This is a genomic window from Paenibacillus rhizoplanae (assembly GCF_042684125.1).
GTDB lineage: Bacteria > Bacillota > Bacilli > Paenibacillales > Paenibacillaceae > Paenibacillus_AQ > Paenibacillus_AQ rhizoplanae.
Genome location: NZ_JBHUKY010000023.1, coordinates 192,341 through 213,472 on the forward strand (window position 1 = coordinate 192,341; position 21,132 = coordinate 213,472).

Here is a 21,132-nt window from a genome sequence, read left to right on the forward strand (position 1 = left end):
TGGGGGGAAGAACAATCCCGTACAGAAAGTTGGTCTATTCCATGACTTCCAAAAAAGAAATAATGGCCTATCTCAAGCAGGAGATTCTCTCCCTTGAGCTGAAGCCGGGGGCGATGATCAGTGAGACGGCTCTGTCCGAGCGCTTCCAGCTGTCGCGGACGCCGATCCGTGATGTGCTGAAGCAGCTGTCCCTGGAGCAATACGTCGATATCTATCCTAAGAAGGGCAATCTCGTATCGTACATAGATCTGGAGTCGGTGGAGCAGATCATCTATCTCCGCAATGTACTGGAGAAGGAGATCATGAAGTCGCTGGCCGGGAATATCCCGCTAAAAGGGCTGCATGAACTGAGGGACAACCTCGCGCAGCAGCAGAAGTGTATCGAGCAGGCGGAGGGGGCGGAGGTATTCCTGCAGCTCGATGACCAGTTCCACCGCACGATGTTCGGGCTGGCCGGGCGTGAGTTCCTGTGGGGTGTGCTCCAGCAGTTCAATGTACACTACATCCGCTACCGCAAGCTGCATATGCTGAAGGACGAGAAGCTGGCGGCGATTCAGCAGGAGCATCAGCAGCTTCTCGACTATATTGTGCAGGGAGACACCGCCGGGATCGACGAGCTGCTGCATCACCATCTGCGGGCGGATATCGACTCCAAGAACCTCCAGGAGCATTTCGCCACGTATATCAAAAAATAGGGCGGGCCTTCATCAAGCATCGCCCGCAATAGCGCAAAAAGCCCGCCCTCATGATCCATGAAGGCAGGCTTTTACTAAATATAAGGCTGTAGAGGCTTCGCGCTCTACTTACTCCTGCGGCTGCCCTCTGAGCGGGGAATTCCGCAATTAGCTCCTGCCCTCGCGGTATTCCCGCGGCGACTGGCCGCTCCAGCGCTTGAACTGTCTGCTGAAATGGGCGATATCGCGGTAGCCGAGCAGGCCGGAGATCTGGCTGACGCTCAGGCTGTGGTCATCCAGCAGCACCTTGGCCTCATGTAGCATCTGCTCAGACAGGTAGACGCGGGGGGAGAGGCCGAATACCTGGCGGAAGACCCGGTAGCAGTGCGAGGGGCTGATCCCCAGCTCAGCCGCGATGTCGTCAACGCCATAATGGCTGTCATAGGGTACCTCCTGCTTGAACTGCTGATAGACCAGGCTCTGGAGGCGGCTGCGGATCTGGTGGGCCAGCTCGATTCGCTCATAAGTACCCGGGGAGGAATTGTCAGCCTCCAGAGAGAAGACCTCCCAGAGCTGGGCGAACAGCTCGAAGACGGCGGACTGCAGCCTCATGCGCTGGGAGATCGTGATGCTGCCGGAGCCGGAGGTGGAAATCTCCACCAGCCTGCTAAGGAGCGGTCCTAATCTGTGGGCAACATTGCTCTCTGAGGTGAACAATACATGATTCAGCCGGCTGAGAAGTGAAATGAACAGCTTGTCATCGATATCGAAATGGATGCAGAAATAAGTAAAGGCTCCGCCGTTTCCGCTGCGGCTGGAGTGGATATCGCCCGGCCTCAAGAGGACCAGATCCCCGGCGTGCTGGAGGTAGCTGTGGTTGTTGACCGTGAGCTGCTGCTCTCCTTCAAGCACATAATTGAATTCATACTGGGGATGGGCGTGCTGCGGATAATCCCATTCCCCGCTCACCTTGCGCAGATGCATGCCGAACAGGTTGAGCGTGGTTTTCACATCCGGGATGATAGTTTCACTAAGGCTTTGCCCCGGGACCGGCGGTTCAAAAGCTGCAACCAATAGGATCGCCCCCTGATACTTTGCGTTCTCTTGATAGGGATGTATACTTGTTATTAGTATACAGGATTCCGCTTGATTTGGGTAAATATTAGCGTGATTTGACAATGTTCCGGGGCTGCGGCTGCGTGGTAGGATGAACCTGAATGAAATCTAGTATACAAGATAGATGCAAAGGAGATATGGATATGAGACAACAATCCGGGAATGAGCAGGCTGCACAATATGACAGCGGATACAATGCGTGGTTAAGCTATCCTAAGCTTCAACAAGGCCCCTTATATAAGCAATATGCGAAATGGTGCGGAGCGGTATCCGTTACAGAAGGCGGGGAGACCCTCCAGGCTGCACTTCAGGAATGGACAAGAGGCATTGCCTCGCTATTGGACCTTGAAGCAGTCTCCAAGCCGCAGCCGGAAGAATTCGGTGTGGCCTTTGGTACCTTCACGGGGGGGCACCCTCTGATCCAGGGCTTGTTCGAGGACAAGACCGTCCAATCTGTAGGAGCAGAAGGGTTCGCCATCCGTACCAGCCAGTCCCGTAAGTGCATCGCCGTAGGGGCTTCCTCCCAGGCAGGTGTGTTATACGGCGTCTTCCATCTTCTGCGCCTGATCGCCAGCGGGAAAGACATTGAGAATCTGGATGAAGTAGTGAATCCTGTGAATTCGCTGCGGATGATTAATCACTGGGATAATTTCGACGGCAGCGTGGAGCGCGGCTATTCCGGCAGATCCTTCCTGTATGAGAATAACCAGTTCACGAAGGATATGGACAGAATTACAGACTATGCGCGGCTGATGTCCACCGCCGGTATTAACGCGATAGCGATCAACAATGTGAATGTTCATGCGCTGGAGACCTTGTTTATCTCTACCTATCTGCCTGATGTGGCAAGAATCGCAGATATCTTCCGCATCTATGGCATCCGCCTGTTCCTGTGCGTGAACTTTGCAGGACCTATGCATGAAGGGGAAGTGGGTACGGCAGATCCGCTGGATGCAGGGGTGCAGGAATGGTGGAAGTCGAGAGCAGCCGATATCTATGCTGCTATTCCCGATTTCGGGGGCTTCGTGGTCAAGGCCGATTCGGAGAACCGTCCCGGCCCGTTCACGTACGGGCGGAACCATGCAGATGGGGCCAACATGCTGGCGGAGGCCTTGGAGCCTTATGGCGGCATTGTCATCTGGCGCTGCTTTGTATACAACTGCAAGCAGGACTGGCGTGACCGTAAGACGGACCGGGCCAGAGCGGCTTACGATCATTTCAGGCCGCTGGACGGCCAGTTCCATGATAACGTTATTCTGCAGATCAAGAACGGCCCGATGGATTTCCAGGTCAGAGAGCCGGTATCCCCGCTCTTCGGCGCGCTGGAACGGACTAACCAAGTGATCGAATTCCAGATCGCCCAGGAATATACCGGACAGCAGCGCCATGTCTGCTATCTCGTTCCGCAGTGGAAGGAGATTATGGAATTCGATACGCAGGCCAAGGGCGGAACAGCGCCGGTGAAGCGGATCGTTGACGGATCGCTGTGGGGCAACCGTCTGAGCGGAATTGCGGCGGTGTCCAATGTGGGCAATGACCGGAACTGGACCGGCCATCTGCTGTCCCAGGCGAATCTCTACGGCTTCGGCCGGCTGGCCTGGAATCCTGAGCTGAGTGCGGAGGAGATTGCGGCCGAATGGATCGCCTTGACATTCGGCACGGACACAGCGGTTGCCGGAGTGATCAGCCGGATTCTGCTGGATTCCTGGGAGATCTATGAGTCATATACGTCGCCGCTTGGCGTAGGCTGGATGATCAATCCTGAGCATCACTACGGCCCGAATGTGGACGGCTATGAATATTCAATGTGGGGTACTTACCACTATGCCGATCATCAGGGCATCGGGGTAGACCGTACCGTGGCGACCGGTACCGGCTACAGCGCGCAGTACATGGGCAGCAACGCCGTGCGTTATGATTCGCTGGAGGACTGCCCGGATGAGCTGCTGCTGTTCTTCCACCATGTGCCGTACACTCATGTGCTGCATTCCGGCAAAACCGTGATCCAGCATATCTACGATACGCATTTCGAAGGTGCAGAGCGTGCCGAAGGGCTGCTGGACGCCTGGGGCGGACTGAAGGGCAGTATCGCAGACGGCCTGTACACTCAGGTGGAGGAACGCCTGAAGGGGCAGGCGGCTCATGCCAAGGAATGGCGTGATCAGATTAATACGTATTTCTACCGCAAGAGCGGGATTGCAGATGCATTAGGCCGGACCATCTACTAAGGGAGCGTCTGCGTACCGGACGGCAATGTCCTGTCTCTTGACAGGGTGAGGCATGAACTCATTTGAGTAACACCAAGGAGGATAAGATCTCATGGCACTGACTTTCAGTGATGTAATGGAGCACTTGAATGCAGGCGTACAGCTGCCCGTGAATACGGTGGATAAGCTTACGCCAGACGCTGCGGGAACAGAAGTGCAGGGAATCGTGACTGCCTTCGCCGCTTCGCAATATGTGGTGGAGCAGGCGGCCCAGCTTGGCGCCAATCTGGTGATCACGCATGAAGGTGTATTTTATAGCCACCAAGGTCACGGGAGCGCTCTGGAGCAGGATTCCGTCTACCGGCAGAAGTCTGCACTGATTACAAGCAGCGGGGTAGGCATCTACCGCTTCCATGACACGATACACCGTTATACGCTGGACGGAATCGTCGAAGGGCTGCTGGAGGAGCTGGAATGGGAAGCATATGTAGAGCGGCATTTGCCCGAGGTGTCGATCCTCTCCATTCCTGAGATGACCGTTTCAGAGGTTGCAGAGTATCTGAAGCAGAAGCTGAATATCCCTTATGTCCGCGCTGCCGGGAACTTCTCCGCGACATGCTCCAGAGTGGGTGTACTGGTCGGTTACCGGGGGAATGGTCATTCAGTCATTCCGATGTATGAGCAGGAGTCGCTTGATCTGATCATCGCAGGTGAAGGCCCCGAATGGGAGGTACCTGAGTATATCCGCGATGCGGACCGCCAGGGCAAGGACAGGGCACTTATCATGCTAGGCCATGCCGAGAGCGAAGCGCCGGGAATGAAGCTACTGGCAGCGCGGCTGGCCCGCCAATTCCCGCAGGTGCCGGTGCAATACATTCAAGAGCAGCCGGTGTTTCAAATCCTATAATTATAATTAACATAGCTTAAGATATCCCGAACCGCCTGCCACGGCCGTTTGGGATATCTCTTTGTTGTGTCAGCAGTCCTGCCTCCGCTGGTTATCCTCCGCTTCGATTATCTGCACCTCAATGAGCTTCATTGCGCTCCAGGCTCTGACCGTATGCCGTTGCCCCCGGGCTATTGTATAGATCCCGCCTGCCGCTGCTTCGGCTGCGCACCCATCCACCCATACCTCTCCGTGACCGGACACAATCATCCAGGACTTGGCACAATGCTCACAGGTCATTTCAGGGAGGTCATGGCCCGGAAGCAGGGTAAGCATTACCGTAAGGACAAGCTGGGAGCCGTCTGATTCCCGGCCTATAACGGTATAGCTGCCCCAGCCCGTTTCACCATACCTCGGCTCCGTTACTGAATTCTCCGCCAGAATATCCTTGATGGTGTTAGCGTCCTTCTTATCAGCGATCAGGATGCCTTCGGGACCGGCAATGGCGACTATACCGGAGACACCAATGACATGCAGCGGCACCTCCAGCTCGTTAATAAGGTGACTGTCTCCGCATTCTCCCCATAGCCCGCCTACTCCAATGACCTGTGATGGCAGCCGCGCCGTTAGCGTATCCCAGCTGCCCAGGTCGGACCATTCTCCTTCATGCCTGACGACAACAGCCTTGGTGCTGCGCTCTGCCACTTCCTTGTCGAAGCTGCGGACCGGGAGCCCTGGATACTGCTCGGTTAATGCTGCGAATTCCACGGGCAGCCCCAGCCTCTCCAGATGCTCCAGCAGGAAGCTAAGCTGCGAAGCGAATACCCCGCAATTCCATAAAGCCTGTTTCCGCATCAGCTCCAGGGCAGTAGACGCATCCGGCTTCTCTGCAAAAGATAACACCCGAGCATACCCGCCAGCGTCCTCCTGTACTGGCACGATATAGCCGTATTGCTCTGAGGGATAAGAAGGACTAGTTCCAAGCAGGAGGAGTTCGGCCTCAGAATCTGCCAGAATAGCCTCGAATTGATGGAACTGCCGGAAGAAATCATCATCCGCGAACATGTCGGCCGGAGCGATACAGATGATGTCCTCCGGCTGTGCCTTTCCGGCGGCAAGCAAATGCAGCGCGCCTAACGCGGCAGCAGTGAAGGTGCCGCGCTTGCACGGCTCTCCGATTATCGGATACTTACTTCCGGTATACCGCTGCGTGAGGGCTGTCTGCTCTTGATGGGCCACGAGCAACAGGGATTCATCCAGTCCGGCCTGTCTGAGCTGACGGCATACCCGCCCGATCATGGATTCTGTGCCCCCGCCCGGTGCCGGAAGCAGCTGCAGGAACATCTTGGAGCGGATGCTGCCGGACAGAGGCCACAGCCGCTGGCCGGAGCCGCCGCACAGAAGAATAGTATGCATCACGTTTCTTGCCTCCTTAAGGCTTGCCCGGAGTAGAGTATCCCTTGCGCTGATGGAAAGAGAGCGAACGGTAAGTCCCGGCGTACTTGCGGATTTGGGCTTGCGTCAGCGAGCCCGCCGGGGTTTTCAGCGCTTTATTATTGGCATTTTTGAGCAGCACAGAGGTGCGGTTTAAGCTGTACACGTAGTTGGCATAGGTCTCGAATTCAGAGAAGCCGAACTGCCGCTTCTTGTTGATAGAGTGCAGAATAGCCGCGTGCCAGGACATGCCGTGGCGGGCTGCAATTTTTCGTTTGAGACTGGCCAGCTTCGCGGAATCAAACAGCATGTAGTGGGTCACGAACGACTTGGGCGAAGGCGCAGGGGTACCGAGCAGCTTGTGGTAGGTGCGGAAATATTCCGGCTGGCTCCAGTTTCGGCAATAGAAGATGCTTTTCCCGCCGGAACGGAAGCGATGGGGACGGATGAGCACCGTATCTGCATCAATGACCAGGAAATACTTCTCACGGCACACCTGATCCCCATTCATCTTGAGCAGCTGCTGATACAGCCAGCCTGACCGGTTCCAGCGGGAGGAGGAATAGCGGATCGCTTTTTTGGTGAATGGCAGGACGGTGGTTTCATTGACAAAGACGCAAGCTTTCCGGGAGCACAGCTGTCTGATTCTACTATTCTCCGGCGAGACAATATAGATATTGCTGATAGGGTGCTGGACATAACGGCGAAGACTATCAATCACATAAGGGAGGGTGGCGAGATCTTTTTCGATAGCAGGAATCAGGACATCGATCGGTGGAGCGCTTGAGGCCACGCTTACGGCAGCAACGGACATAGATTCATCTCCATACATATATTGACATTTGAGCGTCTTCACTAGCGTATGCCTGCGTAGCTGCGGTGGAGAGGGCAATCATCCTGCCTAAAGTTAATCTTTCCATACGGGGCAAATGATATATTCCACGGTACCTTCACCGGCATAGGATGCTATGAACATGTAATTTTATGTTAAAAATTAGCGGTGGCTCCCAGCCCGGACAGGAGAGTGCATGAGTGACAGCTAAAAAGGTTCATTCAGGACTGAGCAAATGGTATAAGACACAACTGCTGCTTAAGAACGAGACAATCAAGGCCTTCATCCCCGATACCCGGAGATTTAACCGGCGTAATCTGGAGCAGATGATGCACGGCTATGGAATGATCTATATTAAGCCGGAACGGGGAACGTATGGCATGGGAGTGATCCGCGCGGAGCGGAGGGAACGGCAGGGATACACGTATCAGTATGAGGAGACCGTGCGCCGGTTCGCTACGTTTGATGCTTTTCATCACAGTCTGGCGACAAGAATCGGCAAGAGAAGCTATCTGCTGCAAAAAGGCATCCACCTGCTGAAGCATCACGGGCGCCGTTTCGATATCCGGGTGATGGTGCAGCTTAGTCCCAAAGGGGTCTGGGAAGCTACCGGAATTATCGGGCGGCTCGGGCATCCGCGCAAAATTGTGACCAATTACCACAGCGGCGGCAAACCAACCGCAGTGGAACATTTGCTCTCCACCCATCTGTCTGCGCAGCAGCTTGTGCAGCTTAAGGGGGAAATGAACCGGCTGGGTACACGCATAGCGCAGCAGTTGAAGAAGACTTATCCGCACCACCGGCAGTTCGGTGTAGACGTTGGACTAGACCGCTCACTGAAGCCGTGGATTATTGAAGTAAATATGAATCCCGATCCCTATATTTTTAATCAGCTCAAGGATAAATCCATGTACCGCAGAGTGATGCGTTACCGGCGTTTGGGCTTGACCCAATAATACGATATGCCAAAGGAAGGCCTGCCGAGCTAAGCAAGGTCTTTCTTTGGTATGAAACAGCGCCGTACCCTCACTCCCGCATAGCTAAATCCCGCTGTCTTATAGTAAAATAAGATGAAAAGGTGGCTGAATAGAGCTCATGAGAAAAAGTGTTGTATTTAAAGCGGTTTCATGTTACTTTAGAGTCAATAAAAACGTTTTTATCAAAAAGGAATATTGATATGGCTAAGATAACGATCAAAGATGTTGCACGGGAAGCCGGGGTCTCCATCTCTACGGTCTCTAACGCCCTGAATGATGTGGATGTGCTGAGCCCGGAGACCAAAGCCCATATTCTGAAGGTGGCCCAGCGCCTGAATTACGTGCCGAATCTGAACGGCAAGCTGCTGAAATCAGGGACCACGAAGATGCTGGGGTTCTTCACAACAAGTGTATCCGGTCCGTACTTCTATAAGCTGGTAGAATCCATGTCCCGTCAGTGCGACCGCCTGGGTTATGGCCTGAATGTATTCGTCACCAAGGACAAACAAGTCATTATGAGCAATATCCTCGGACGGCGGGTGGATGGCGTCATTATTTATGAGGAGCTGGGCATCGACGAACAGGACATTATCGCTATGAAGAAAGACAAGATCAAGGCGGTGTTTCTGGACCGGGTGCTGGAGGATGAGGGGATGGGCAGCATCATCTTTGATTCGTACGAATCAGGCTATGAGGCTACGAAGTATTTGATCAGCCTGGGGCATAAAAGGATTGCCTATATCTCAGGTGTGGATACGATGTTCGACAGCGTGCAGCGGAAGGAAGGCTATCTGGCCGCGCTGCGTGAATACCAGCTTCCGGTGGAGGAGGATTTTATCCTTCAGGGGTATTTTGAGGAGGACAGCACCTATAATGCCGTGAAGTCTTACCTCCGCCTGCATCCCGCGAGAGTCCCTGACGCCTTCCTGGCCGGCAATGATATCAGTGCAATGGGCTGTATTCAAGCGCTCAAGAGCTACGGTTACGAAGTGCCGCAGGATGTCAGCGTGATGGGCTTCGATGATATTGATATCGCCCCTTATTATTCGCCGCCGCTCACGACGGTAAGGAATCAGATTGCAAGGCAGGGCATGCTGGCGATTGATCATCTGGTCCGCATGATTCAAGACAAGGAGCAGGGTTCAGCTCAGAAGCTGCAGGGCGAGCTGGTCGTAAGAGGCTCAAGTCATGTGAAGCTGGAGCGGAAGGACCGCAGATAGAGGGCTGCGTGTGAAACTGATTTTACAGGAGGGGGATTTTTTGCGCCAAAATAAAAACGTTTTTATTGCTTTGAGCATCAACTTGAGCACCAACTGGATATCTCAATGGAGAGGGGGACAAGATCATGAATAAAACATCAGCGTCTGCTACATCAGCTTCCATCCCGCCAGCGTTCCCGCCGTCCGCCAAGAAACCTATGGGGCAGCGGATCAAAGAATTTGTAACCGATTACAAAAGACAGTGGGAGATTCAGTCGATGGTGCTGCCGGGCATTATTTTTATGATCATTTTCTGCTACATACCGATCTACGGTCTGAGCATTGCCTTCAAAAATTACACGGTCATTGATACCTTGTCTACTGCACCCTGGGTGGGTCTGGACAACTTCAGGATTATTCTGTCGGACGAATACTTCTGGGATGCGGTCATCAATACGCTGGGCATCAGCTTCCTGAAGCTTGGGATCGGGTTCATCATTCCGATTATCCTCGCCATTATGATCTATGAGCTGAACATGGGCCGCTTCAAAAAATTCGTCCAAACGATCTCCTATCTGCCGCATTTCCTGTCGTGGATCGTACTGGGCGGGATGCTGATTACCTGGTTCTCCACTTCCGGCTTGTTCAATGAGCTGCTGCTGAACCTCGGTCTGATCTCGAAGCCGTCCAACATCCTGCTCGATGCAGGCAAGTACTGGTGGATTGCCACGTTGTCCGATATCTGGAAGGAAGCCGGATGGGGCACCATTCTGTATCTGGCTATTATGGCTAAGATCGACCCCACCTACTACGAAGCGGCCCGGATTGATGGAGCCGGCCGGCTGCGTCAGATCTGGAATATCACCCTTCCGAACATGAAGGCGATCATCAGCCTGAATCTGATTTTGACGGTAAGCGGACTACTCGGCTCGAATCTGGATCAGACGCTGGTCTTGATGAACTCGCAGAACCGGGAGAAAGCAGAGGTTATCAACTCTTATGTCTACCGCATGGGGATGACGCAGGGCGATTTCTCTTATGCTACGGCTGTCGGCCTCGGTGTCTCCATTGTGTCGGTAATCCTGCTGCTTATGGCCAACAAGGTCACCAGTAAATTGAACGATAATCAATCCGTGTTGTAGAGGGGGCGCTAGAGTGAATCGGAAGGTCATACGGGAAGGTCTCGACAGCCGGATCTTTGATGCGGTGAATAAGATGCTGTTGGTCTGCTTCATGGTTATTATCCTCGTTCCCTTATGGAACGTAATTATCTCCTCCCTTAGTTCGGGTAAGGCGCTTGCCGAGGGCGGATTCATCTTCTGGTCCAAAGAATTCTCGCTGGAGAATTACCGGGCGGTCTTCAATGACAGCACGATCGGTCAATCCTTCGTTGTCTCGGTCGCCAAGACGTTCCTCGGGGTGATTACCCACGTGTTCTTTTGCGCGATGATCGGCTACGGTCTCAGCAAAAGATATATCCGCGGCCGCAAGCTGTATGTGGCGATGGGCGTGATCACGATGTTTTTCTCCGGCGGAATGATTCCGACGTATCTGCTCATCAAATCGCTCGGGCTGCTGAACAGCTTCTGGGTCTATATTATCCCCGCCTTATTCAGTTATTACGATGTGGTGATTCTGATGAACTTTTTCCGGAACGTGCCGGATTCGCTGGAGGAGTCGGCCAAGATTGACGGCGCAGGCGACTGGCATATTTTCCTCAAAATCTTCATTCCGCTGTCCATGCCCGCGATGGCAACGATCGCCCTGTTCAACGGGGTGGGACAATGGAACGACTTCATGACCACGAAGCTGTACATCACCGATCAGGCGCTCTACCCGCTGCAGATGAAGCTGTATGAGATTATTGTGCAGTCGCAGACCCAGTCCATGCAGAATATCGGAGGCTCCGTCGTCATTGAGACCACCACCAAAGGAGTTCAGCTGGCCACCATTGTCATTACCACACTGCCGATTGTTGCGATGTATCCCATTCTTCAGCGGTACTTCATCTCGGGCATGATGCTGGGAGCGGTCAAGGAGTAGAAGAGGTTCACTACATTATAGGAGGTCAAGAAGATGATCAAGATGACTAAAGTTCTCGGCACACAAATGCTTAAACCCGCGCTGCTCCTGATGGCGGCTATGCTGGTGGCGGCAGGCTGCAGCTCGGGCGGCGGCTCCACTAAGGCGGTAGAGGTGTCCCTGGACAATCGGTATACGGTAGACCCGGAGACTCCGGCCTGGCAGCTCGATAAGAAAGAGGAGACTACGGACTTAACCTGGTATGTGAACGCGGACTGGTGGAATACAGACTTCGGCAAGGATGTAGTCACCAAGAAGATCAAAGAGGATCTGAACATCAATATCAAGTTCATTACCGGGGATGATACGAAGCTGAATACGTTCTTCGCGGGCGGCGATATGCCGGATCTGCTGACGATCTTCGACTCTAATTCCCCGGTTGTGCAAAAAGCCGCCACCTGGGCGCTCCCGCTCAATGAGCTGGCGGAGAAGTATGACCCGTATTTCAACAAGGTGGCCGCTGCCGACACGCTGAACTGGTTCCAGCTGAAGGACGGCAAAACCTACGGTTATCCGAACTATTCCAATACACAGGCAGATTATGACAGCGGCAATATTCCGGCGAAGACGGCTTTTGTCATCCGCAAGGATGTGTATGAAGCGCTGGGTAGCCCTGACTTCGGGACCCCGGAGGCCTTCCAGAAGACAATGAATGAAATTAAGAGCAAATTCCCGGACATGATCCCCTTCGGATTCAATGCCATCGGGGAAGGAACCGGCTCGCTCGGGGATGCGCTGCAGGATTTCATCGGCGTTCCGCTGGAGACGGAGGACGGCAAGTTCTATAACCGCAATCTGGATGAGGATTATCTGACCTGGCTGCGGACGCTGAATGCCGTGTACAGGGACGGAGCGATCAGTGATGACAGCTTCGCGGATGACGGAACCGGCTTTGAGGAAAAGGTGAAATCCGGAAAATACGCAACGATGCTGCTCGACGGTACACCTCAGCAGGGCGGCAATCTGCAGATTTTCATGAGTGCCAATCCCGGTAAGGAGTATATGGCTGTTGACGGTCCGCAGAGCACCGTAGGACATCAGCCGACCCTGAATCAATCCGGGATTACCGGCTGGATGATCAATTACATCACCAAGAACTGCAAGGACCCGGCCAAAGCGATTCAAATCTTCACGTACCTGCTGAGCGAAGAAGGACAGAAGCTGATGAACTACGGGGTTGAAGGCGTGACATATAAATCGAACCCGGACGGTACAGTTGAGCTGCTGCCGGAAGTGAAGGACCTGCAGCTTAATAATGCGGATAAGTTCAAGAAGGACTACCGGATGGGCGAATTCATGTTCTTCGGACATGACCGCCACAAAGCGCTGAGCAAGGATGCTTTCCCCGAGTCGATCAAGCAGATGCAGGAATGGGGCAAGGGCAAGCTGAAGCCGCACTTCATCCTGGAGAACATTAACCCGGATCAGGGAACGCCGGAGGCCCGCGGCCAGACGGCCATTAATACGAACTGGAACACCACACTGGTCAGCATGATCCGTGCCAAGGACGAGGCTGCTTTTGACAGTACGCTGGCCAATCATAAAGCGTTCCTCGACAAGAACAACTGGAGCAAGATTGTAGAGGTTCGCAGCGAGAAGATGAAGGCCAATAAGGAAAAGCTGGGCATTAAGTAGGCAAGGCGCAAGGGAGGGCCCGTTTTGGGCCCTTTTATATAAGAAGATGGAGGGATAACACATGCGGGAAATGATCATGTACCAGTCCAGCGGAGAGAACGAGCTGTTTAAAGAGCAGTCCGCAGCACAGCTGCCGCAGATTTCTGATGATGCAGTTACGGTCACCGTAGACATTGATGCAGGCAAGACCTATCAGGAGATGGATGGCTTCGGGGCTTCCTTCACCGACTCGGCCGCCTACCTGATCCATCAGGTGCTAGGTGCAGAGCAGCGGACGGAGGTGATGCGGAAGCTGTTCGATCCGCAGGAGGGCATTGGCTTGTCCTTTCTGCGCAATCCTATGGGGGCGTCGGACTATGCAAGAACGGTCTATAGCTATAACGACCTGCCTGAAGGCGGGAGCGATCCGGAGTTAGCCCGCTTCTCCATCGCCCACGACGAAGCGGACATCATTCCTCTGGTGCAGGAGGCACTCAGGCTTAATCCTGAGCTGAAGCTGATGGCCTCACCCTGGAGTGCGCCGGGCTGGATGAAGACCAGCGGCTCGATGATCGCCGGGCGGCTGAAGCCGGAGTATTACGGAGTATATGCGGATTATTTTGTCCGCTATATTCAGGCCTATGCCGCTCATGGCTTACCTGTCTATGCTGTCACTGTGCAGAACGAGCCGCTCTATGAGCCGCAGCATTACCCCAGTATGCTGATGCTGCCGGAGGAGCAGCGGGAGTTCATCCGGGACTATCTGAAGCCTGCGTTCAGACAGCACGGGGTGGCCGCCAAAATCTTCTGCTACGACCATAACTGGGACCGGCTGGATTATCCGCTGTCTGTGCTGGAGGAAGCCGGGGCAGACGTGGACGGCGTAGCCTGGCACTGGTACGGCGGTGCGGCGTCCGCGCAGTCAGAGGTGCAGGCGGCCTACCCGGAGCACGAGGTCCATTTCACCGAAGGCTCCGGCGGGGAATGGATTCCCCCGTTCGAGCAGGCCTTCTCCAATGTGATGCGCACGGGGATTGAGATTCTGCGGAATCACAGCAAATCGTTCGTGCTATGGAATATGGCCTTGGATGAACAGAACGGCCCTACGGTGCCCGGCTTCGGGGAGAGCACCTGCCGCGGGGTAGTGACGGTCAACCAGCAGACCCGGGAGCTGACGTATACCCTGGACTACTATGCACTGGCACATTTCAGCAAGGTGATCCGCCCCGGGGCATTGCGCCTGGAGTCTGCCGCCAGCCATGAACCCGTGCGCTCCGTGGCCTTCCGCAACTGCGACGGGTCCATCGCAGTCGTCCTGTTCAACGACGGGGAGACCCCGGAGACCGTGGCTGTGCGGCTGGAGGGGGAAGAATTACTGACCCTTGCCATCGCTGCGAAGGGTGCGGTTTCGGTGAGGGTAGGCGGGATCGAGGTATAGTGTGACCAAGCATAGGCAGTGAAACGTGAAAAAGGACAGGGCAGCCTGTCCTTTTTGCGTTGCTGTACAGTGAATTATGATCGAAAAACCGAACACAATTCTCGAGCGCGATATTTTTCTAATTATTGGGTACCCTTGCTGCTGAAAATCTCCACGATCTCATCCAGCAGCCGGTCGAGGGTAATCGGGTCATCGAAGTTATACTTGCTGTCGAAGGTGTATACACGGCCTTCCTTAACGGCAGGGATCGCTTTCCATAGGCCGCTGTCCATCAGCGCGCTCTGTCTTGCAGCCGTCTTGCTGCTGGTGTCGGTAAGGAGGAACATATGCTTTCCAATATACTGTGGCAGCACCTCATCGGAGATGGTTACAAACCGTTCGCCGGCATCGACCAGCTTCTGTACGCCTTCTGCCGGCTTGAAGCCAAGCTGTCCGTACAGTGTTTCGTTCAGACCTTTGCTGCCCATAATGTACAGTTCCGAGCCAAGCACAAGCAAGGAGGTAGCTGTATCCCCTTCGGTCAGGTTGAGCTGCTTCTTCACGGAGGCAACCTTCGTCTTATAATCATTGAACCAGCGGTCCGCAGCTTCCGTACGGCCGAACAAGTCAGCGAGTTGCCGGACACGCTCCTCCGTCGGGAAGGTGCCGTCAAGTCCAACCACCACGGTCGGAGCAATCTGGCTTAGTGATTCAATACCGGTCTCATCCCAGTCGTCGAAGATAATCAGGTCTGGTGATAGGGCAAGAATTTTCTCAGGGGAAAAAGGGTAGCCGATATCTTCAATCCCTTCGAGCAGATCGGGATAAGCCACCTGTGTGCCGATGACGCTTAGCGAAGCTCCCGCAGGCTTAATGCCTAGTGCAAGCAGGTCACCCGGATTACTGCCTACATACACAATCTTCTGGGGCTGGGTTGGAATCTCAACCTCCCGTTTCTTGTAATCGGTATACATCCGTGTTGCAGCAGCCGCTTCCGTGACAGCCGTCTGGCTGGCCTCAGGCGCTACGGTTGCCTGACTTGTGGCGGCGGCTGAAGGAGCTGTCGCAGTAGTTGTGTTGTTTGGCTTGCCGCACGAGGCCAGGATCAAGGTGAAGAAAAGCAGGGTTAACGGGAGTAATGATTTTTTGGCGCTAGTAATGCTAGACATGTGCAGTGCTCCTTAAGAGAGTATGTATTTTAATGACGATGATAATCATTATCATTTAATTATGTATGATAGAGAGGAATAGCCGCGTTGTCAATCCTTAAGCTGCTTTTATCTCACTTGGAAAAAATAACAGTTGGCTGTTTTCTGCCGAAGAGAAGCACCCGCCGCAATAAAATGATAGAATAATAGTCATAGTCTTATACAGGGAGTGAATTTCTTATGAAAAAGATTGTTGCCGGAGTCATTGCCGGAGCGATACTAATGGTGGGTGCGCAGGCGCTGGGCGCTTCGGCAACCCTGGTAGGAAAGGCCATTCAGGCGGAGTATACGGTAAATGTGTATGGGAAGAAGCTGGCCGATCCGGCTATTGTTATTGACGGCAAGAGTTATGCGCCCGTGCGCGCCATCGGCGAACTGGCCGGATTCCAAGTGACAGTGAAAGGCAAAACGATTAGCCTGGATGATAAAGGTCAAGCCGCTCCTCCGTTGTCCGACGAGAAAAGCTCGCTGGTTGGTCCTGTGCCGGTTAGCACACCTGATCCTGCCATCACTGCAGCCAAGAGCAAAATTGATATTATTGACGACAAAATCGATGCCGTGGTCACTAATATCCTCACCAGCAGCAGCCTGCTGAAGACGAGCCCCGGCAATGCCGAGCTCAAGCAGAAGCTGGAACAGTACAAGGAAGAATACGCCGACCTGCTGAAGCAAAAGGATCAGGAGCTGCAGAAATAAATAAGTTGCCCCGTATCCATGAGTGATGTTGATGATGGGCTGCGGGGCTTTTTTGTGCGGATGGGTAAGCGGAGTGAGACGCTATACATTGTTTTATAACACGTGTTATACTTCCCTTGAGGTGCTGATTAGTATGAGCAAAAAAAGAGTAACCAGCTTCGATGTAGCCAAACGGGCGGGTGTGTCCCGTAGTGTAGTCTCTGCGGTGCTGAATGATACGCCCGGCATTGGCGTTGGAGCCGATACGCGCGAAGCTGTGCTGGAAGCCATCCGTGAGCTGAATTATCATGTGGATGCCGGAGCACGCAGCATGAAGACAGGAAGAAGCATGACGCTGGCTGCTTATGGAGACACCCGCCACCCGCTGTTCACCCGGCTGCTGGAAGGCATGCAGCGGGAATGTGAGCTGAGCGGGTATCACATCCTTCTCTGTTCCCCCCGTCCCAAGGGGAATGCGGGCGGCAGGGCCGAGCTGCTGGAATTGTATCACCAGCGGAAGATCGACGGAATTGTCACCCTGGACCACACCAGCTACCGGGGCGAGGAATGGGCCTCCAGTGTCAGCGATGCCGGAGTCCCCTACGTCTCTGTGGAAGGGTATGCTGAAGTGCCAGGCGTACACTCTGTACTGGCTGATTATTCAGGCAGTGTGGAGACCGCGATGAATTATTTGATGCGGGAAGGTACGGTACAGCAGCCGGGTCCGGTCTACGCCGAGGTATATCATGCGCTTGACCCGGATAACTGGGCAGAGCGAAACCGCCGGGAGGCCTATACAAACTGGTGTGCAGCACGTGGAATGGAGCCGGTGATCATTCGTTTGGAGGAGCATGGAGACGCGTGGGCAAATTGTCTCCAGAGGCTTGAGGTGGGAAGCGGCCAGCCCCATGCCCCGCTCCTGGTTAATTGGTCGAGCGCAATTCCCGATCTGTATCGGGCCGCTCATAAGCTAGGCCTGCGGATCGGTGAAGACGTACGTATTATGGCAGCAGACAACACGATTCAAGGCGACCGGCTCAGCCTGCCCTCCTTAAGCTGCGTAGAGATCCCCTATGTGAGCATGGGGGAGGAAGCCGTCCGCTGCCTGCTCGCGCAGATGAGCGGAAGGAACGGCAACAAGGCTGGTCAGGCCGGGAAAATCTGGCTCCCGGCCGTGTTGAGGGCGGGAGAAAGCGCGTAGATGCTGGTGTAAGTGATGCTAAAGTGTTAGCTGCTGGAGGTAGTGGAGATAGTCTGGTTGGTGACGTGGAGTGCGGTGAGCCAATGAGGTGCATTAGTGCCCCTGAATTAGCTGAAAGTGGGCTAGGTGAGCCAATGAGGTGCATTAGTGCCCCTGAATTAGCCGAAAGTGAGCTAGATGAGCGACTGAGGGGCATAAGTGCCCCTGATTTTGCCGAAAGTGGGCTGGGTGAGCCAATGAGGTGCATTAGTGCCCCTGAATTAGCCGAAAGTGGGCTATGCGCTGGAATGAGGAGCACTAGTGCCCCTAATCTCACCCCGCCCCCCACTTTCTGCTTGTTTAATAACACGTGTTATAAAGAAGGAGGAGAACGAATATGTTTTGGACAGAAGAGAAGCTTGGCGCGCGGTTGAGAGAGCTGGAGAGTTACAGGTACCGTGAGGGGATTACACTTGAAGAATGGCAGGTTACTGAGGATCTGGAGGGGGCTAATGGTGCCTATCCGCCCGTACTTGACGGGGACAGGAAGCTGCGGACCGGGGAGTATTGGACCGGCTATGATACTTATCTGTGGGTGCACCGCAAGGTAACCGTACCTGCCGAATGGCAGGGGAAACGTGTTGTCGGGCTGTTCGATTTCGGGCGTACCGGCGGGGGTAATAACAGCGGGTTCGAATCGCTGCTGTACCTGGACGGGAAGCCTTATCAGGGCGTGGACTCCAACCATAAGGAGGTGTTCCTGGAAGACGGTACGGCCGGTAGGGAGCTGGAGCTCACGTTCCGCTTATGGTCGGGTCTGAACGGTGACGGTCAGCTGATTCCGCAGGAGCACAAGATTAAGCGGGCGGAACTGGCCTATCTGGATGAGTCCACTGACAATCTCTATTATACCGGCCGGGCTGCGCTGGGTACGATCAAACAGCTGCAAGACAGCCAGATTCAGAAGCATGAGCTGCTAACCGCCTTGAACAAGGCGTTCAACCTGCTGGACTGGTCCAGACCCGGAAGCGCTGCGTTCTATGCTTCAGTTCAGGAGGCCGAGTCAAGCCTGCTCGCAGACCTGTCCCGGCTGGAGCAGGAGCATCCGGTAACGGTAACCGCCATCGGCCATACACACATCGATGTGGCCTGGCTATGGCGGCTTACTCACACCCGGGAGAAAGCGGCCCGTTCCTTTTCGACGGTGCTCCGGCTGATGAAGCAGTTCCCGGAGTACATTTTTTTGCAGACGCAGCCTCAGCTCTATGCGTATATCAAGCAGGACTACCCGGAGATCTATCAGGAGATTAAGGAGCGTGTGGAAGAGGGCCGCTGGGAAGCCGGAGGGGCGATGTGGCTGGAAGCGGACTGCAATCTGACGAGCGGTGAGTCGCTGGTGCGGCAGATTCTGTACGGGACAAAGTTTTTCCGCGAAGAGTTCGGGGTGGACTGCAAATACCTATGGCTGCCGGATGTATTCGGGTATAGCTGGGCGCTGCCGCAGATTCTGCGCAAATCGGGCATTGATACCTTCATGACGACCAAGATCAGCTGGAGCCAGTACAACCGGATGCCGCATGATACGTTTCAATGGAGAGGGATTGACGGCAGCGAGGTGCTGACCCACTTTATCACGACGCCGGAGGGGCCGAATTCGGGTGCCTGGTATTATACTTATAACGGCCTGATCGAGCCTTTCTCCGTGCAGGGAATCTGGGAACAGTACCGGGACAAGAATCTGAACCGGGAGCTGCTGTTGTCCTATGGTTACGGGGACGGGGGCGGCGGTGTCAACCGCGAGATGCTGGAGATGCGGCGGCGGCTGGATACGATGCCGGGTCTTCCGCAGGTGAAGACGGGCCGGGCAGCGGAGTACTTCGAGCGGCTTCATGAGACGATAGACAACACTGAGGAGTATGTGCATACCTGGGACGGGGAGCTATACCTGGAGTACCACCGGGGAACCTATACCAGCCAAGCCTATAATAAAAAAATGAACCGCAAGCTGGAGCTGCTGTACCGCGAAGCGGAATGGCTGCAGATGCTCTGGGCGGCGGAGAGCGGCGAATTCAGCCAGTATCCTGCGGACTCGCTCCTCGAAGGCTGGCAGATCATTCTGCGCAACCAGTTCCACGATATTATTCCTGGCTCCTCCATCCATGAGGTGTATCAGGATTCAAGGGTGGAATATGCCGAAGCGGAGCAGCTTGGCTTGGCGGCGCGGGAGGCTGCAGCGGCAGGGCTTGTCGGCCTTACAGCTTCTGCCGGGCAGGAGACCATGGAAGCTGCCGATCCGGCTGAAACCCCGGTGCAGACAGAATACACGCTGTTTAACAGCGCCTTCTTCACCGCTACCCGGCTGGCCGCCATACCTCATGATGCTGAGAATGCGGTCTGGACAGACGCCGGGGGTAACCGGCTGACTGCCCAGCGCTCCGGCGGGCAGTGGCTGGTGGAGACGGCGGCGGTCCCGGTGATGGGCAGTGCAGTGATTGTAGCCGCTGAACCTGGCAGTTCCGAAGCCGTTCCGCCGGCACCATCTGTTCCATTCCGCTGGCAGGATTCCACACTGACCACTCCTCATTATATTCTGGAGTGGAATGCATCTGGACAGCTTAGCCGGATCTTCGACCGCAGCGCAGAACGCGAGGTGCTGGCACCGGGTGAATGCGGCAATGTGCTGCAGGTCTTCGAGGATAAGCCAAAGATGTTCGATGCCTGGGATATCGATCTCTTCTACCAGGAGAAGATGCGGATCATCAGCGAGCTGCGCTCCGTCAAGCTGACCGAATGCGGACCGCTTCAGGCGGTGCTGGAATTCGTCTGGAACTACATGGATTCCACCATTGTCCAGAAGGTCAAGGTCTATGCCGGAAGCGCGCGGATTGATTTCGAGACTTATGTAGACTGGCATGAGCAGCACCAGTTGCTGAAGGCGGCCTTCCCGGTTGCCGTGCGGGCTACGGAAGCGACCTATGATATCCAGTTCGGCAATGTGAAGCGGCCGACCCACTGGAATACAAGCTGGGATTACGCGCGGTTCGAAAGTGTGGGCCATCAGTGGGCCGATCTGTCGGAGCGGGGCTATGGGGTCAGCCTGCTGAACGACTGCAAATACGGCTATGACATCAAAGATCATACGATGCGGCTGTCGCTGATCAAATCGGCAACCAGCCCGGACCGGCTGGCGGATCAGGGAGAGCACAACTTTACGTATGCCTTGCTTCCGCATGAAGGGGATTGGGTGGCTGCGGGCACGGTACAGGAAGCGTGGGCGCTGAACCAGCCGCTTCTGGCCGTGGAAGGAGCCTACACCGCCGGAGCCGGCAAATCTCTGATCACCTGCGATGCCCCGAACATTGCCATCGATGCCGTGAAGCTGGCCGAAGACGGCAGCGGCTGTATCGTCCGGCTGCATGAGTTCACCGGAACACGCTGCACGGCGCATGTCAGCAGCGATTATGCCGTCTCCTCCTGGCAGCTGCGTGATCTGATGGAACGCCCGCTGGACACAGAGACAATGGACGGACCCGCCATCCGGCTTGATTTCAAGCCTTATGAGATCCATACGGTTCATGTAGCTTTTGCCTAATTCTTGCGTCTGATCTGCCCGTCCAGGCAGAATAATGCA

Annotated in this window: 16 protein-coding genes; 12 read left to right on the forward strand and 4 right to left on the reverse strand. The window is 54.7% G+C overall.

All coding sequences use genetic code 11. The features are described from left to right. Window positions 1-41 precede the first annotated feature (41 nt). Complete coding sequence (locus ACFSX3_RS13875) at window positions 42-695, forward strand: GntR family transcriptional regulator (protein ID WP_209984678.1); 654 nt, start codon at window positions 42-44, stop codon at window positions 693-695. Between the two features lie 147 nt (window positions 696-842). Here the strand turns inward: ACFSX3_RS13875 and ACFSX3_RS13880 are convergent, their stop codons facing one another. Continuing rightward, window positions 843-1,748, reverse strand: a complete 906-nt coding sequence (locus tag ACFSX3_RS13880) for an AraC family transcriptional regulator (RefSeq protein ID WP_339219105.1) — start codon at window positions 1,746-1,748, stop codon at window positions 843-845. Window positions 1,749-1,933: 185 nt separating this feature from the next. Between ACFSX3_RS13880 and ACFSX3_RS13885 the strand changes: the two genes are divergently transcribed. After that, on the forward strand, window positions 1,934-4,018 hold the full coding sequence (locus tag ACFSX3_RS13885) for an alpha-glucuronidase family glycosyl hydrolase (protein WP_209984675.1): 2,085 nt from the start codon (window positions 1,934-1,936) through the stop codon (window positions 4,016-4,018). Between the two features lie 91 nt (window positions 4,019-4,109). After that, window positions 4,110-4,904, forward strand: coding sequence for a Nif3-like dinuclear metal center hexameric protein (locus tag ACFSX3_RS13890; protein ID WP_209984672.1), 795 nt, complete (start codon window positions 4,110-4,112; stop codon window positions 4,902-4,904). 69 nt (window positions 4,905-4,973) lie between these two features. Here the strand turns inward: ACFSX3_RS13890 and ACFSX3_RS13895 are convergent, their stop codons facing one another. Both ACFSX3_RS13895 and ACFSX3_RS13900 read right to left on the reverse strand, forming a co-directional pair. Further along, the gene (locus tag ACFSX3_RS13895) at window positions 4,974-6,299 is read right to left on the reverse strand and encodes a sugar phosphate nucleotidyltransferase (protein ID WP_209985150.1); all 1,326 of its coding nucleotides are present in this window, start codon (window positions 6,297-6,299) and stop codon (window positions 4,974-4,976) included. 16 nt (window positions 6,300-6,315) lie between these two features. After that, window positions 6,316-7,131, reverse strand: a complete 816-nt coding sequence (locus ACFSX3_RS13900) for a DUF6492 family protein (RefSeq protein ID WP_209984668.1) — start codon at window positions 7,129-7,131, stop codon at window positions 6,316-6,318. 218 nt (window positions 7,132-7,349) lie between these two features. Here ACFSX3_RS13900 and ACFSX3_RS13905 point away from each other — a divergent pair, with 218 nt between their 5' ends. The 6 genes from ACFSX3_RS13905 to ACFSX3_RS13930 all read left to right on the forward strand — a co-directional run bounded on the left by ACFSX3_RS13905 (window position 7,350) and on the right by ACFSX3_RS13930 (window position 14,459). After that, the gene (locus tag ACFSX3_RS13905; protein ID WP_209984665.1) at window positions 7,350-8,105 is read left to right on the forward strand and encodes a YheC/YheD family protein; all 756 of its coding nucleotides are present in this window, start codon (window positions 7,350-7,352) and stop codon (window positions 8,103-8,105) included. Window positions 8,106-8,326: 221 nt separating this feature from the next. Then, entirely contained in the window at window positions 8,327-9,346 is a 1,020-nt protein-coding gene (locus ACFSX3_RS13910) for a LacI family DNA-binding transcriptional regulator (protein ID WP_209984662.1), read from the forward strand. A gap of 125 nt (window positions 9,347-9,471) precedes the next feature. Next, window positions 9,472-10,467, forward strand: a complete 996-nt coding sequence (locus tag ACFSX3_RS13915; protein ID WP_209984659.1) for an ABC transporter permease — start codon at window positions 9,472-9,474, stop codon at window positions 10,465-10,467. A gap of 73 nt (window positions 10,468-10,540) precedes the next feature. After that, the gene (locus ACFSX3_RS13920) at window positions 10,541-11,368 is read left to right on the forward strand and encodes a carbohydrate ABC transporter permease (protein ID WP_209985146.1); all 828 of its coding nucleotides are present in this window, start codon (window positions 10,541-10,543) and stop codon (window positions 11,366-11,368) included. A gap of 33 nt (window positions 11,369-11,401) precedes the next feature. After that, window positions 11,402-13,042 carry a sugar ABC transporter substrate-binding protein gene (locus ACFSX3_RS13925; protein ID WP_209984657.1) on the forward strand — a complete coding sequence of 547 codons (1,641 nt, stop codon included), beginning with the start codon at window positions 11,402-11,404 and terminating at the stop codon, window positions 13,040-13,042. A 61-nt stretch (window positions 13,043-13,103) separates the two neighbouring features. Then, window positions 13,104-14,459: a glycoside hydrolase family 30 protein gene (locus tag ACFSX3_RS13930; RefSeq protein ID WP_209984655.1), complete on the forward strand. Its 1,356-nt coding sequence runs from the start codon at window positions 13,104-13,106 to the stop codon at window positions 14,457-14,459. Between the two features lie 122 nt (window positions 14,460-14,581). Here ACFSX3_RS13930 and ACFSX3_RS13935 read toward each other — a convergent pair whose 3' ends face one another. Beyond that, window positions 14,582-15,607 carry an ABC transporter substrate-binding protein gene (locus ACFSX3_RS13935; protein WP_209984653.1) on the reverse strand — a complete coding sequence of 342 codons (1,026 nt, stop codon included), beginning with the start codon at window positions 15,605-15,607 and terminating at the stop codon, window positions 14,582-14,584. Between the two features lie 219 nt (window positions 15,608-15,826). Here ACFSX3_RS13935 and ACFSX3_RS13940 point away from each other — a divergent pair, with 219 nt between their 5' ends. The 3 genes from ACFSX3_RS13940 (at window position 15,827) to ACFSX3_RS13950 (ending at window position 21,093) form a co-directional block, all read left to right on the forward strand. Continuing rightward, window positions 15,827-16,342 carry a hypothetical protein gene (locus ACFSX3_RS13940; protein WP_209984651.1) on the forward strand — a complete coding sequence of 172 codons (516 nt, stop codon included), beginning with the start codon at window positions 15,827-15,829 and terminating at the stop codon, window positions 16,340-16,342. Between the two features lie 133 nt (window positions 16,343-16,475). Then, a complete protein-coding gene (locus ACFSX3_RS13945) occupies window positions 16,476-17,522 on the forward strand; it encodes a LacI family DNA-binding transcriptional regulator (RefSeq protein WP_209984649.1) in 1,047 nt (348 codons plus the stop codon). A gap of 376 nt (window positions 17,523-17,898) precedes the next feature. After that, a complete protein-coding gene (locus ACFSX3_RS13950) occupies window positions 17,899-21,093 on the forward strand; it encodes an alpha-mannosidase (protein ID WP_209984647.1) in 3,195 nt (1,064 codons plus the stop codon). Window positions 21,094-21,132: the final 39 nt, after the last annotated feature.

What these genes read in the sequence shown, in the direction of transcription:
- ACFSX3_RS13875 (WP_209984678.1), top strand. Translation starts at nt 42, where the DNA reads ATGACTTCCAAAAAAGAAATAATGGCCTATCTCAAGCAGGAGATTCTC.
- ACFSX3_RS13885 (WP_209984675.1), top strand. Translation starts at nt 1,934, where the DNA reads ATGAGACAACAATCCGGGAATGAGCAGGCTGCACAATATGACAGCGGA.
- ACFSX3_RS13890 (WP_209984672.1), top strand. Translation starts at nt 4,110, where the DNA reads ATGGCACTGACTTTCAGTGATGTAATGGAGCACTTGAATGCAGGCGTA.
- ACFSX3_RS13895 (WP_209985150.1), bottom strand. Translation starts at nt 6,299, where the DNA reads ATGCATACTATTCTTCTGTGCGGCGGCTCCGGCCAGCGGCTGTGGCCT.
- ACFSX3_RS13900 (WP_209984668.1), bottom strand. Translation starts at nt 7,131, where the DNA reads ATGTCCGTTGCTGCCGTAAGCGTGGCCTCAAGCGCTCCACCGATCGAT.
- ACFSX3_RS13910 (WP_209984662.1), top strand. Translation starts at nt 8,327, where the DNA reads ATGGCTAAGATAACGATCAAAGATGTTGCACGGGAAGCCGGGGTCTCC.
- ACFSX3_RS13915 (WP_209984659.1), top strand. Translation starts at nt 9,472, where the DNA reads ATGAATAAAACATCAGCGTCTGCTACATCAGCTTCCATCCCGCCAGCG.
- ACFSX3_RS13920 (WP_209985146.1), top strand. Translation starts at nt 10,541, where the DNA reads ATGCTGTTGGTCTGCTTCATGGTTATTATCCTCGTTCCCTTATGGAAC.
- ACFSX3_RS13925 (WP_209984657.1), top strand. Translation starts at nt 11,402, where the DNA reads ATGATCAAGATGACTAAAGTTCTCGGCACACAAATGCTTAAACCCGCG.
- ACFSX3_RS13930 (WP_209984655.1), top strand. Translation starts at nt 13,104, where the DNA reads ATGCGGGAAATGATCATGTACCAGTCCAGCGGAGAGAACGAGCTGTTT.
- ACFSX3_RS13935 (WP_209984653.1), bottom strand. Translation starts at nt 15,607, where the DNA reads ATGTCTAGCATTACTAGCGCCAAAAAATCATTACTCCCGTTAACCCTG.
- ACFSX3_RS13940 (WP_209984651.1), top strand. Translation starts at nt 15,827, where the DNA reads ATGAAAAAGATTGTTGCCGGAGTCATTGCCGGAGCGATACTAATGGTG.
- ACFSX3_RS13945 (WP_209984649.1), top strand. Translation starts at nt 16,476, where the DNA reads ATGAGCAAAAAAAGAGTAACCAGCTTCGATGTAGCCAAACGGGCGGGT.
- ACFSX3_RS13950 (WP_209984647.1), top strand. Translation starts at nt 17,899, where the DNA reads ATGTTTTGGACAGAAGAGAAGCTTGGCGCGCGGTTGAGAGAGCTGGAG.